Annotated in this window: 9 protein-coding genes; 3 read left to right on the top strand and 6 right to left on the bottom strand. The window is 37.7% G+C overall.

Features of this window, described 5'->3' with window-relative positions; all coding sequences use genetic code 11:
- Window positions 1–144: 144 nt before the first annotated feature.
- Window positions 145–1,788, top strand: coding sequence for a sodium/sugar symporter (locus tag ACFSKV_RS18415; RefSeq protein WP_380806170.1), 1,644 nt, complete (start codon window positions 145–147; stop codon window positions 1,786–1,788).
- A 1-nt stretch (window position 1,789) separates the two neighbouring features.
- Window positions 1,790–3,280 carry a xylulokinase gene (locus tag ACFSKV_RS18410; protein ID WP_380806168.1) on the top strand — a complete coding sequence of 497 codons (1,491 nt, stop codon included), beginning with the start codon at window positions 1,790–1,792 and terminating at the stop codon, window positions 3,278–3,280.
- 236 nt (window positions 3,281–3,516) lie between these two features.
- Here ACFSKV_RS18410 and ACFSKV_RS18405 read toward each other — a convergent pair whose 3' ends face one another.
- The 4 genes from ACFSKV_RS18405 to ACFSKV_RS18390 form a co-directional block, all read right to left on the bottom strand.
- A complete protein-coding gene (locus tag ACFSKV_RS18405) occupies window positions 3,517–4,428 on the bottom strand; it encodes a carbohydrate kinase family protein (RefSeq protein ID WP_380806166.1) in 912 nt (303 codons plus the stop codon).
- Window positions 4,421–5,764 carry a sugar porter family MFS transporter gene (locus tag ACFSKV_RS18400; protein WP_380806163.1) on the bottom strand — a complete coding sequence of 448 codons (1,344 nt, stop codon included), beginning with the start codon at window positions 5,762–5,764 and terminating at the stop codon, window positions 4,421–4,423. Before ACFSKV_RS18400 ends, ACFSKV_RS18405 begins: the two co-directional genes overlap by 8 nt.
- 155 nt (window positions 5,765–5,919) lie before the next feature.
- Window positions 5,920–7,419, bottom strand: a complete 1,500-nt coding sequence (locus ACFSKV_RS18395; RefSeq protein WP_380806160.1) for a glycoside hydrolase family 32 protein — start codon at window positions 7,417–7,419, stop codon at window positions 5,920–5,922.
- Window positions 7,420–7,560: 141 nt separating this feature from the next.
- Window positions 7,561–8,355: a thymidylate synthase gene (locus ACFSKV_RS18390; RefSeq protein WP_380806157.1), complete on the bottom strand. Its 795-nt coding sequence runs from the start codon at window positions 8,353–8,355 to the stop codon at window positions 7,561–7,563.
- 123 nt (window positions 8,356–8,478) lie between these two features.
- Between ACFSKV_RS18390 and ACFSKV_RS18385 the strand changes: the two genes are divergently transcribed.
- A complete protein-coding gene (locus ACFSKV_RS18385; protein ID WP_380806154.1) occupies window positions 8,479–10,734 on the top strand; it encodes an efflux RND transporter permease subunit in 2,256 nt (751 codons plus the stop codon).
- On the opposite strand, the gene ACFSKV_RS18380 is transcribed toward ACFSKV_RS18385, so the two are convergent.
- A complete protein-coding gene (locus ACFSKV_RS18380) occupies window positions 10,731–11,816 on the bottom strand; it encodes an endonuclease/exonuclease/phosphatase family protein (RefSeq protein WP_380806151.1) in 1,086 nt (361 codons plus the stop codon). The two genes, ACFSKV_RS18385 and ACFSKV_RS18380, sit on opposite strands and share 4 nt — an antisense overlap.
- A gap of 144 nt (window positions 11,817–11,960) precedes the next feature.
- Window positions 11,961–13,310, bottom strand: a complete 1,350-nt coding sequence (locus ACFSKV_RS18375) for a M24 family metallopeptidase (protein WP_380806148.1) — start codon at window positions 13,308–13,310, stop codon at window positions 11,961–11,963.
- Between the last annotated feature and the right edge of the window lie 120 nt (window positions 13,311–13,430).

Genomic DNA, 13,430 nt, shown 5'->3' with positions numbered 1-13,430 from the left:
AATTTGATTTTTGCATTAAAAAATAAAATTATGGGGCTGATTGGCTTAAAACATTATATTTGGGATTAATACTTGTTTAAAATACACCATATTACTTTAATTTAATGGATTTGAATTCAAACCTTGTACAATAAACCAAAACCTATGTTATTAGAACCACTTGACCTCATTGTATTTATCGGGTATTGTTGCCTGATAATTGGTATGGGCTTGTTTGTTTCCAGAGAGAAAAAAGGCCATGTCAAAGATTCAAAAGACTATTTTTTAGCTTCAAAAGCCCTTCCTTGGTGGGCAGTGGGTGCATCTTTGATTGCCTCAAACATTTCAGCTGAGCAATTTATCGGAATGTCCGGATCAGGGTTCGCGCTTGGTTTGGCAATATCCACTTATGAATGGATGGCTGCTGCGACCCTTCTGGTAGTAGCTATATTTTTCCTTCCGGTTTACATAAAAAAAGGTATTTATACCATGCCTGGATTTTTGTTGGACAGGTATGATACAAGAGTAAGGACCACTATGGCGATATTTTGGCTTTTGCTTTATGTATTTGTCAATCTCACCTCAGTGCTTTATTTGGGTGCATTGAGTTTGAATACAATATTGAATGTGCCCATGACTTATGGGATTTTAGGTCTGGCTTTATTTGCGATGATTTATTCCATTTATGGAGGGTTGAAAGCTGTGGCATGGACTGATGTGGTGCAAGTGGTGTTTCTGATTGCAGGAGGCTTGGCTACCACCTATATTGCGCTTCAGATTGTGGGTGGAGGTGATGCCTGGGACGGTTTGTCTTTGTTAAGAAAAGAAGTTCCCGGCCATTTTTCCATGATTCTATCCAAAGGCGAAATGATGATCCCTGATGGTCAAGGAGGAACAAAGGATGCTTACCTGGACCTACCGGGAATCAGTGTTTTGGTAGGTGGGATGTGGATCACTAATCTTAGTTATTGGGGATTCAACCAATATATTACACAGAGGGCATTGGCTGCGAAAAACTTGAATGAAGCACAGTTGGGTGTGATTTTTGCCGGTTTCCTAAAATTATTGATGCCTTTAATCGTGGTTATTCCAGGTATTGCTGCTTATGTGATTGTAAAAAATGGTTTGGATGTTAGTTTCATCGAATCTATGAAGGATCCTGTTACAGGATTGATCAAGTCGGATAGGGCATATCCTACTCTGCTTCAAATTTTGCCCATTGGATTAAAAGGTTTGGCTTTTGCAGCATTGACTGCAGCTATTGTTTCATCTTTGGCTTCCATGGCCAATAGTACCTCCACGATTTTTACCATGGATATTTACAGACAGTATATAAACAAGAATGCTTCCGAAACCAAGCAAGTGACAATAGGTAGGCTAGCTGCTTTGGTGGCTTTTATTGTAGCTGCAATAGTAGCTCCAGCCTTGGGTTCTTTAGATCAGGCATTCCAATTTATTCAAGAATATACAGGATTCGTTTCCCCTGGGGTTTTTGCCATTTTCTTTTTTGGCGTTTTCTGGAAAAAAACCACATCCAATGCAGCATTGACGGCAGCAATATTGACAATTCCATTGTCAACCGTTTTGAAATTCGGTTTACCAAACTTGCCATTCCTTGATAGAATGGGGGTGGTTTTCCTGATCATCTCTGCTTTGATCATTGCAATAAGTTTGTATGAAGGAAAAGGAAAGGATCATCCAAAGAGCATTGAAGTCAACAAAGAGCTGTTTAAAACCAGTATGGCATTTAAAATAGGAGCAATTTTAATTGCAGGAATAACCTCTGCACTTTATATTATATTCTGGTAAAATGAGAAGATTATTATTAGGTTACGATATAGGAAGTTCCTCAATAAAAGCTACGCTATTGGATGCAGATAATGGAAAAGTAGTCGCATCTGAAGGCCTTCCAAAAATAGAAATGCCGATTGCGGCACCTCAAAAAGACTGGGCCGAACAGGATCCTGAGATGTGGTGGAAATATATCATTGAGACTACGCATGCTGTCACAAAGCAGGGCAATGTTAAATCGGGAGAACTGAAGGCCATTGGAATTTCTTATCAGATGCATGGATTGGTATGCGTGGATAGGGATGGAAAAGTATTGCGTTCTTCCATTATTTGGTGTGACAGTAGGGCAGTAGCCATAGGGAATAAAGCCTTTGAGGTTTTAGGAGAGGATTATTGTCTTCCCAACCTTTTGAACTCTCCTGGGAATTTTACGGCCTCCAAACTCAGGTGGGTGCAGGAAAATGAACCTGAGCTTTATTCAAAAATCCATAAAATTATGCTTCCGGGAGATTTTATAGCGATGAAGTTGAGCGGGGAGATCAAAACTTCAGAAACAGGTCTTTCTGAAGGAATTTTCTGGGATTTCAAAGAAAATGGAGTTTCCAAAAAATTACTGGATTACTATAAAATTGACTCCAATCTACTGGCAGAAGTAGTACCTTCTTTCAGTCACCAAGGGGAAATCACCCAAGAGGCCGCTGAGGTTCTGGGAATAGATGCTGGGGTACCTATTACTTATCGTGCAGGAGACCAACCCAATAATGCTTTTTCTTTGAATGTATTGGAAGAAGGAGAGCTCGCAACTACGGCCGGTACTTCGGGTACGGTCTATGGGGTCAGCAAGAATCCTGTTTATGATCCTCAATCACGGGTCAATACCTTTGTCCATGTCAACCATAGACCAAAAGACCCTAGATACGGTGTATTGCTCTGTATCAATGGAACGGGGATTTTGAACAGCTGGGTCAAGCGATTGATAGGAGGGGAGGCCATCACTTATCCTCAAATGAATGATTTGGCAAGTGAAACAGCCATTGGGGCAGATGGATTAAGTTTTATTCCTTTTGGCAACGGGGTGGAAAGGATCATGCAGAACAAACCGGTTGGAGCCCACATGATGGGATTGAATTTACTGCAACATGACAAAAGGCATGTACTCAGGGCAGTGCAGGAGGGCATTGTGTCTTCTCTGAAGTATGGTTTTGATATCATGAAAGCTATGGGACTAAATTTGAATACCGTCAAAGCCGGGAAGGCTAATATGTTCCTAAGCCCTTTGTTTAGGGAGGCTTTCGTGAATATGAACCAAGTCAATTTGGAGTTGTATGATACCGATGGTTCCCAAGGAGCAGCCAGGGGAGCTGGAATTGGTGCAGGTATTTATTCGGATGCCAAAGAGGCTTTTGCAGGATTAGAACGTTTGTCAGTTTTTGAACCTGAGAAAGAAAAGATATCAGCATATGCTGAAGTTTACGGACAGTGGAAAGAAGCTCTTTCGAAGGTGATGTAAACAATGGACATATGTCAATACTTGCTTCAAAATTATATTAGAAAATAATTAACTAGGATTAAAATAATATAAAAAGATATTTGTTGATATCTTATTCACTTTAGCGAAAAAGATATTGGTGGATATTTCTTGGAATTACAAAAGAGGCATAAGAAAGCAAAAGTTGAAGTCCAATTGAAGGACTGATCTATTCAAACTTTTGTGACTTTTGTGTCCTTTTGTGGTTCAAATATATTCTATTCTGAAGCACCTTTTATAGTCAAAATGTCTTCATTTTTATATCGGGGTGTTCCACCCTTTTTTGTAGCGACAAAAGCACCCATGGCACAGGCAAAATCAAGAACTTCCTCAGTTTTTTTTCCTTCAAGATAAGTTTTGATCAAACCACTGAGAAAGGCATCTCCCGAACCAACGGTATCTTCCACTTTTACTTTGTATCCTGGATGGGATATGATTTTACCTTCCTGATATATTAATGCCCCTTTAGACCCCAAAGTCACGCAGACCATGGAAATGGGAAAGTGTTCTGTCAAATAAGCACAGACAAGTTTGGACTTTTCAAAGTGACTGGCCTTTTCAGGTAAATCAATATCAAAGTAGTCAGCCACGATGACCAATTCGTCCTCATTGATTTTTAATATGTCCGTATAGCCAAGAATGATTTCAATCTGCTCAAAATCATAGTAAGGAGCTCTTAGATTGATGTCAAAAATCTTAAGTACCGGTTCGTGCAATAGGTGATAAAGCGTTTCCCAGCTCTCATGATTTCTCACAGATAAAGAACCAAAAATAAAGGCATCGGAAGCTTTTACTGCTTTCAAGGCCTCATTGGTCAAGGCTATATAATCCCATGCTGATGGAGAGACGATATCATATTTGATATTTTCTGGATCCTTATTATCCACTTTGACTTTTCCGGTTGGATGTGTTTCATCCTCTTGTATGCAAGTTGGGTCAAGATCAAATAATGCTGTAAAATCCAATAATTTTTCCCCATGTTCATCAATCCCAATTCTAGAGATCATTTGGACAGCCAAACCTAACTGACATAAATGTAGGGCCACATTCATTGGGGCACCTCCAGGGATTTCATAATCGGGAAAGCAATCCCATAACATTTCCCCAAAGCAAACAACTTTTTTAGACATTTTCTTTTTGTAAATCTTTTTGAATTTCTTCCAACGACCTTCCTTTTGTTTCGGGCATCTGTAAGGCTACCCAAATCAATTGAAATACCATCATCAGCGCAAAGAAAGCGAAGATATTTCCAGCGCCAAAGGTATTGGCAAAGAAGGGAAATACATTGGCAATTAAAGCTGCCAATATCCAATGGGTAAAAGAACCCAAAGATTGTCCGAAGGCCCTTAATTCATTGGGGAAAATTTCCGCAATAAAAACCCAGATCACAGATCCTTGACCAATCGCATGGGAGGCTATGAAAATAAAAACAAAATAAGGTAACAGGTTATTGCTGATTGCCCCTCCGAAGTAACTATATGACATCAAAGAAAGGGAGATAATATATCCGAAAGAACCAATATACATGAGCTTTCTCCTTCCGAGTTTATCAATAAAATAAAGCCCCAACATGGTGGCTACTAAATTTATTGCACCGATTCCTATCGTGGACAATAAGGCATCTTCGGTGGAAATGCCTGCTGCTTCAAAAATTCTGGGTGCGAAATAGATGATCGCATTGATACCTGACATCTGATTGAAAAAGGCCATCAAAAAAGCAAAGAAAGAAATTTTCCGGAACCTGGGATTGAATAAGGAGGTAGCGGCAACTTTTCCTTTGATTTCTTTACTTTCAGCTATGGCAAGTTCCATGGCAGCATCCACACCCTCTGGATCAGTTTTACTCAGAATGGATCTTGCCGAATCGAAATCCCCTTTTTTTGCAATTAGCCACCTTGGACTTTTTGGAACTTTGAATATCAATAAAGAATAAATCAGGGCCGGAATAGCTTCAACCCCGAGCATCCATCTCCAAGCTTCATTCAAATTGGCTGTTCCAATAAGATAATTTGAAAAATAGGCCATCAAGATTCCAAATACGATATTAAACTGGTAAAGGGCTACCAGTTGACCCCTTCTTGAAGCCGGGGCAATTTCAGAAATGTACATGGGTGCAACTACTGAAGAAGCTCCAACGCCCAATCCTCCAAGAAACCGAAAAAACATAAATGAATTGACATCATTTACCAAAGCAGAGCCTAATGCAGATACCAAATAAAATACACCTATCCATAAAAGGGAATTTTTTCTTCCGAATTTATCAGCTGGAATCCCGCCGAATAATGCCCCAATTACTGTTCCGTAGAGAGCCATTGCCACTGCCAGTCCATGGCTCCAATCACTTAAGTTCCAAATCACCTGTATATCCCGTTCTGCTCCTGATATAACTGCAGTGTCGAAACCAAATAAAAATCCACCTAGAGCTGCAATTACAGAGAGAAAAAGGACGTAATTTTTACTTTGCATGATTTTTTATGTGTGGTTTATTGTTTTAAGGCTGTGAAGATTAATCCTTAGATTCTGTTATTTTCTTATTAAACACTGGTATTAAATCTAATAAAATAAATTCAATTCAAACCTTTTAGATCAAAATGATGTGTATGAATTGTTTTATTATCCTTTTACCAAATTGATTTCAAATAATGGATAACATTTTCATGCTTAAATCCTTCCAATCTAACTTTTGAAAAGTTTTCTGAAGGAAAAATAAGTTCTGTAATTGTAATTTCTCCTCCATTGATGAAAACTTCCACGGAGGAACGGTCGAGAAAAACACGGATAGTATTTATAGATAATCCTTTTAAAGGAATTGTATGGATGTTATCAAACTCATCATTAAAATCTGTAATACCCGATTGACTTCTGTCAAATATGAGCTGTCCATCTTTTACTTCCAGTTTTACATTTTCGTTTTTATTATTTAAAAATGTAATGTTGAACTCTTGTTTTTCAGGAACCAGATCCAATTCCACTAATTCATTTTCCAAATTAAATTCATGTCCCGTTGCTATTTTCGATTCAACTCTTAGTTTTTCAATTTCTTTCACAGGTCTTGATGCGACCAGGAAATCAGATCCTTTAATAACTAATTCCAAGTTTCGGGGAATAGTCATAGCCGAACGCCAAGGGGATGTAGGTACAACTTGTGCGTATTGCCAATTGCTCATCCAGCCAATAAAAATTCTCCTACCATCAGATTCTGGAATATTAGACCATGTTACTCCAGCATAATTATCAGCTCCATAATCCAACCATTTGATTTCCTTACTTTCTGTGGTAAATGTTTTTCCATCAAAATCTCCTACGAAATACTGGGTTGCGGAACCTCCCTGAGGCCCACCGGGATTGATACTGACAAACAGGATCCATTTTTCCGTGCCATCTTCTGTTTTCAGAGGAAATAAATCAGGACATTCCCATACTCCTCCATAGGCTGCCCAATCAGGATTAAAATCACTTTCAAATGTCCAATCCAATAGGTTGGGGGAAGAGTAAAAACTGATTTTATCCCAAACAGCCAAAGACATCAACCATTTTCCTTTCCCATCTTCATTCTCAAACCACATCACTTTCGGATCTCTGAAATCCCGAATACCTGGATTTTTCAATACGGGATTTTGCTCATATTTTTTCCAGGTTCTTCCTTTATCCGTACTGTAGGCTATTCCCTGGGTTTGAAAATCATCACGTTGTTCTTTTTCGCCAACTGGATCATGGTATGTGAATATCGCAATCATGGCTGGATTTTCTTCAGTACCTAAGCCACTGGTGTTATTATGGTCTATTACAGCAGATCCTGAAAATATCCATCCATGTTCATCAGGTTCCAAAGCGATAGGTAAATGCTCCCAATGTACTAGATCCCTTGAAATGGCATGTCCCCAGTGCATTGGTCCCCAAACAGTGCTGTCGGGAAAATATTGGTAAAACAAGTGATATTCTCCATCCAGGAAAACCATACCATTTGGATCATTCATCCAATTTTTTGGAGGTGAAAAGTGATATTGTGGACGAAAAAGTTCATTAAATTTTGACAGCTCTATTTCCTTCGTTTGAGTTTCCTTTTTGCAACCGGAGAATATTAACACAACTATCAAAAAGGCATAGATTTTAAATTTCATAGATAAAGAAAATTTGTCAATTAAAGATAGGTAAGATTTCGTTCTCGAATCAGAAAATTCAATAGTCGGTGTTTTGATAAAATTGCAATGGATTGAAATGCCCGTAAATGGAAAAGAAGGCCTTACTGCCTTCTTCTTCATTTAAACTGCTACTGCTGCTTTGATATGGGGATGGGGATCGTAATTCAATAATTCAAAATCTTCAAACTGAAATTCAAATATATCCTTCACATTAGGATTGATTTTCATAGTTGGCAAAGGCCTGATTTCACGGCTTAGTTGTAATCTTGCCTGCTCAAGGTGATTGCTGTAGAGATGTGCATCTCCAAAAGTATGAACAAATTCTCCTGGTTTTAGGTCGCACACCTGTGCCACCATTAAAGTAAATAGCGCATAAGAGGCAATGTTAAACGGAACTCCCAAAAATACATCCGCGCTTCTTTGATAGAGTTGACAGGAAAGTTTTCCTTCTGCAACATAAAACTGGAAAAGGGTATGGCATGGAGGTAGTGCCATATGGTCTACGTCAGCAACATTCCATGCACTCACAATATGTCTCCTACTATCGGGTTTGTTTTTTATTTGGTTTATCAAATTTTTAATCTGGTCAATTTCCCCACCTTTCCCATCAGGCCAATGTCTCCATTGATATCCATAAACAGGTCCCAGATCACCATTTTCATCAGCCCATTCATCCCAAATGGTAACCTTATTTTCATTTAGGTATTTGATGTTGCTGTCCCCTTTTAAGAACCAGAGTAATTCATGAATAATCGACCTAAGGTGTAGTTTTTTCGTGGTAACTACAGGAAAGCCATCTTCTAAATCAAACCGCATTTGGTATCCAAAAACGCTTAAAGTTCCTGTTCCGGTTCGGTCTTCCTTTTTGACACCAGTGTCCAAAATATGCTGCATCAGGTCGTGGTACTGCTTCATTTTTCAATTCCTTTTTATTCCCGGCAAGTTAGAAATATCTGTAATATTTGGAAAGATGTTTTGCTATTTGTTATCCATTACTCCAAAACAATTTCAGTTCTTTGCAGTATATTTTAATTATATATGTTCAAAAAGAAAAACTCATTTTTTGCCTTAGGTTTATCGGGATTAGTCACCCTGGGAATAATTTTTTTCCAGCCCAACATCAATTTTGATTATGATTTTGAAAGTTTTTTCCCTCAGGATGATGGAGAGCTTTCATTTTATCAAGAATTCAGATCTGAATTTGGGAATGATAATGATTATTTATTGATCGCTTTGGGTCATCGACCTGATGTTTTTGATTCTGGTTTTTTGGAAAAGGCAAGCCTCTTGAAGAAAACCATTAAAGGGATGGAAAGGGTAGAAAAGGTTATTTCCTTGTTAGACTTAGAAGAACCCATGATCAGTCCTTTTGGAATTAGAAGTCAACCATTGTTGGAATGGGATGAACAAGTCAACCTGACTAGATCTAAAAACAGAATCCTGGAGAGCAATCAATGGAAAAAGAATCTCATTAACGAAACAGGAAATTATATTTTGCTTTTGGTTCATAACCAACAAATGATAAGTAAAGAAGAGGGAGACATTCTATACAGGAATATTTTTGGAGCTGTAGAAAATTCAGGTTTTACTGATTTTTATATAGCAGGTAAGATACAAGCCCAAGGCGAATTTGTGAATTTAATGCAGGATGAGTTTTCGTCCTTTTTGGGGATTTCAGGAGTGTTGATAGTCTTACTCTTGTTTTTAATTTTCCGGACATTGTGGGGGATATTGATACCACTTATTGCCTTGATGATTGGTTTTTTTTGGTCTATTGCAATACCTCTGTATCTTGGGAAACCATTGGATATAATGTCAGTCATGCAGCCAACGATTTTATCTGTAATTGGTTTGGCCGCTATTATTCATTTTTTTAACCAATATTTAAATTATTTGCGCCATGGGTATACAAAAGAAGATGCCATTGAAAAATCATTTTTGGAAATATTACCTGCTGTATTTTTAACAAGCTTGACTACAGCTCTTGGTTTTGCCTCTTTATATTTCACTTCAGTACCCACTTTAAAATTTTTTGGATTGTACACAGGACTTGGGGTATTGGTGATGTTTTTATCAGTGATTCTAATTATTCCGGGATTACTTTATATAGTCCCAGCCTTCAAGCAGAAAAATGAGGAAAAGAATGCGGAAAACTGGAGGATAGGAATGAGAAAGGCTTTCTCTTTCGTTTTGTTGAATAAGAAAACCATCCCTTTGATATTCTTATTGATTACAATTTCATGCCTCTTTGGAGTCAGCAGACTAAAGGTCAATGGTTACATATTGGATAATCTACCTGTTGGACATGAATTAGTTGAAGGGTTTGATTTTTTTGATAAGAATTTTGGCGGTTCAAAGCCTTTGGAATTTTCTCTTCAGGTTGGTGAAGAAGCTGAAAATATCTTCCAAATGGAAGTTTTAAAAGAAATGGAGAAATTTGAACGGTTTATTTCTGATAACTTTGAAACCGGGGCAATTATTTCTCCCCTTTCTTTGGTTAAAAAAATGAACCAAGCTCAAAATTCCGGAAATGAAAAAGCTTATGCCTTTCCCTCACAAGGGCAATTGATCAGGTTAAAACCTTATTTAAAAGAAGCATTAGAGTTATCTCCTGTAAAAATTGTCTCTGATGATTTAAAATGGTCAAGAATCTCAACAAGAGTGGAAGATTACGGTAGTGAAAAAGGGAAGCGTTTGAAAGACAAAATGGAAGCTTTTTTGGAATCAGAGGTCAATCAGGCATATTTAGTAGTGAGAATGACGGGAACTTCCCATTTGATTGATATAAGCCATGAAAGTGTTACAGACCAAATGTTAAGAGGTTTAGTTTTTGCATTTTTTTTAGTTGCCTTGATTACTGGATTACTTTTCAGATCCTGGAGGGTTTCAATTATTATTCTTGTCCCGAATATCATACCTTTAATTTGGATGGGAGGAATGATGTGGGCTTTTGGAATTGATCTTAAACTTACAACTGCAATATTGTTTACTGTAGCCTTTGGGATTGCTGTAGATGACAGCATTCATTTTATGTCCAAATTAAGGTTAGAATTAAATAAAGGTCGAACTTGGCTTTATGCTTTGAAAAGAACTTTTATCGATACCGGTAAGGCAATTACTTTGACTACAATAATCCTTGTTTCAGGATTTTCAGTGCTGATTTTCAGCCAATTTGGGGTGACATTTTATTCTGGATTATTGATAAGCTTTTCACTGGTTTTTGCACTTGTAGCAGATTTGTTATTGCTGCCCCTTTTGTTACTTTTTATCGGTAAAAGATTGGGAAAAGTCTAATCAATTTTCTCAAGTGCCTCATTGATTTTTTTTAAGGGTTTTTCCCAGGAAAAAACTGCTGAAACGGGATAATGATCAGAATAATCTACTTCTTTATGTGTTTTGAACTGTAAGACCTTTAAGGGGTTATCATAAAAAATATTGTCAATCCGAAGGAAAAAGAGGACTTTATTGTATGTAAATCCAAAGCCTCTTCCTGCTTTTTCAAAAGCATTATTCATGGATTTGCGTAAAGAAAAATAGGTATAACTGTAAGGGACATCATTGAAATCACCTACCAGAATGTTTACATAGGGGCTGTTTTTCATGTGCTCTTCCAAAATATCCAATTGAGATGCTCTGGTTATTTGGCCTTTTTTAAGTTTACGAAGGGTACTTCGGTAGTTTTCTTTTATTCCATCAATATTGTTTAGACTTTCAGATTGTATACTCATTGACTCTAGGTGGGCATTATAAATTCTGATAGTATCTTTGTCAACTTTGATATCTGCGAAAATGACTCCGTTATTTCTTTTGGTATCAAATACTCTTCCTTTATTGATTATTGGAAATCGGCTCAAGATTGCCATTCCATAAGATCTTGATTTAGATTTACCCTCTATAATTTCATAAGTATAATCATAGTTCATTTCAGTACCCAACAACTTGATGGAATTCCTTGAAGGGGTTGTTGGGTCTTGGTAAAATTCTTGAAAGCATTTGATATCTGATGGGTTTTCCTGTAGCCATTTGATGATATTCTTATTGTTTTCTTTACTATCACCATTATTTCTGGAAAAAGAAAACAATGCAACATTGTAACTTAAAACTGAAAGTCCTTCAACCTCAGTACTTGTTTTTTTGGGGAATTGAAAAGTAATCCCAATGAAGTTCCAACCTGCGATAATTGCGATCAAAGGCAAAATGGCCAGCTTTCTTTTTGAAAAAACAAGGAGAATAAAAAACAAGCCATTGATCACTAGCAATAAAGGAATGGTTAGCGTCATCAAACCCACATATGGGAAAAATTCAGGTGATATGTAAACGCTGTAAAATAGGGCCAGCGATACTAAAAATAAAATGGATGTCAGAAATTTGATCATGAAATAATATTTATGCGCCGAAATTAGAAGTAAATCATAGGTATTGCAAATACCATTTACGGCTCAAATACATTTAAAGCCTAAAAAATGAATAACCCAAAGATTTTATTATTCTGGTTCCTCTTTGGGTTATTCATTGGAGGTTTATTTTTTCTTAATTAGAATCAGTTTGTCTTGAGGCTCCATAAGATATCTTGCCCCATCTTTGGTTACCACGGCTGTTTCTTCCACTGACATGGTTTTTGTTCCGCCTTCTGGTAATTTCCAGGCATGGAAGCCATCAAAAGCAAAAAGCATCCCCTCTTTAAGAGGTTTAACGGCAGCAGGCCTAACATTTGGATCAGGTAATAATCCACCACCAAGGTTTGGGCCTATATCATGTGCCACATACCCTACAGGGTGACCAGTACTCCACATGACCGGCTCTGAACCTCTTTCGGCCATCCAATCTCTTTGGGCTTTGTCGACCTGGTATCCTAAAATACCTGGCTTCATGGCTGCAAGTGCAATTCTGTTACCCCCTATAGATGATTCAAAGTAATATTGGACAGAGTCAGGAGCTTGGGTTTCGCTTTCCCTCAATACATAAGCAAATCTTTGGATATCAGAAACCCACATGTCCCAAACTTTAATTCCAAAATCAATCTGAATGACATCCCCTGGCATGATTACTTTATCGGTTGCATGAGAATGGCCCCGGTCTGGACCAGAGTTGACATTTGGGTTTTGGTCAGGATGCCAGGCATCTGATACCCCATATAATTCCATTTTCTTTTTCAAGAACTTCGCAATGTCCGCATCGGTACTTTGGCCTGGGATTACCTGTGCATAGGCTTCATGTTGCCATTGGGAAGTTAATTCTGCTGCTTTGGTCATGATTTCAACTTCTTCGGGAAGTTTGACCGATAACCATTCATAGATGAGTTCATCGGAAGACACCAATCTCTCAGCGTGGGGACCTAATGCCTTTTCCAAACTAAGTTTCTGCGTATAGCTTAGGCCATCTGCAAGTGCATTTTCTTCTGAAAAATTGACTGCAATTTTTTTGAAATTTTTTGCCAGAAGAAACATGGATGCGTCACTGATTGCGGAGGAATTTCTTTCTACCGGGATAACCCGATCATGAATTTTTAGGTCTGATAAGGCAGTAGCTTCTCCAATAGGGGAATAGACAACTGATCTAACTTCATCGCCTTCAAGAAAAAATAAAAATAAGGCAGTACCACCTGCATTTTCTCCTCCTATATGAGATGCTATTGGATCATTGTTATTTTCCCTACAGATTATTATCCATGCATCAACCCCTGCCGTTTTCATGGCTTCAGGTAAAAGTTTTTTTATTCTTTGCTTTCTGATCTCAGGCCATGGACTTGGCCCGGAAAAAGGGTTGTCCAGAACTTTCTCTTCTTTTTCCTGAAACTGGCATGAAATGAGCAAAATAATAGAAAAAAAAAGTATTAATCTGGTTTGAAAGCGTTTAAATGATTTATTCATAGCGGTTCAATCTATTATGGAGGATTATTTAAAGCTGAAAAATAACAATATCCCCTTTAGAATTAAAGAATTTTTTTAGGCCGTCTTTTTTTAATTTTATCAATATTTGGAAATTGCCTA

The sequence above is a fragment of the Shivajiella indica genome (assembly GCF_042683085.1).
GTDB classification, from domain to species: domain Bacteria; phylum Bacteroidota; class Bacteroidia; order Cytophagales; family Cyclobacteriaceae; genus Shivajiella; species Shivajiella indica.
Note: the sequence above shows the minus strand (reverse complement) of the source record. Positions and strands in the feature narration are given on the sequence as shown.

Coding starts and splice junctions, on each gene's coding strand:
- ACFSKV_RS18415 (WP_380806170.1), top strand. CDS start 145: ATGTTATTAGAACCACTTGACCTCATTGTATTTATCGGGTATTGTTGC.
- ACFSKV_RS18410 (WP_380806168.1), top strand. CDS start 1,790: ATGAGAAGATTATTATTAGGTTACGATATAGGAAGTTCCTCAATAAAA.
- ACFSKV_RS18405 (WP_380806166.1), bottom strand. CDS start 4,428: ATGTCTAAAAAAGTTGTTTGCTTTGGGGAAATGTTATGGGATTGCTTT.
- ACFSKV_RS18400 (WP_380806163.1), bottom strand. CDS start 5,764: ATGCAAAGTAAAAATTACGTCCTTTTTCTCTCTGTAATTGCAGCTCTA.
- ACFSKV_RS18395 (WP_380806160.1), bottom strand. CDS start 7,419: ATGAAATTTAAAATCTATGCCTTTTTGATAGTTGTGTTAATATTCTCC.
- ACFSKV_RS18390 (WP_380806157.1), bottom strand. CDS start 8,355: ATGAAGCAGTACCACGACCTGATGCAGCATATTTTGGACACTGGTGTC.
- ACFSKV_RS18385 (WP_380806154.1), top strand. CDS start 8,479: ATGTTCAAAAAGAAAAACTCATTTTTTGCCTTAGGTTTATCGGGATTA.
- ACFSKV_RS18380 (WP_380806151.1), bottom strand. CDS start 11,816: ATGATCAAATTTCTGACATCCATTTTATTTTTAGTATCGCTGGCCCTA.
- ACFSKV_RS18375 (WP_380806148.1), bottom strand. CDS start 13,310: ATGAATAAATCATTTAAACGCTTTCAAACCAGATTAATACTTTTTTTT.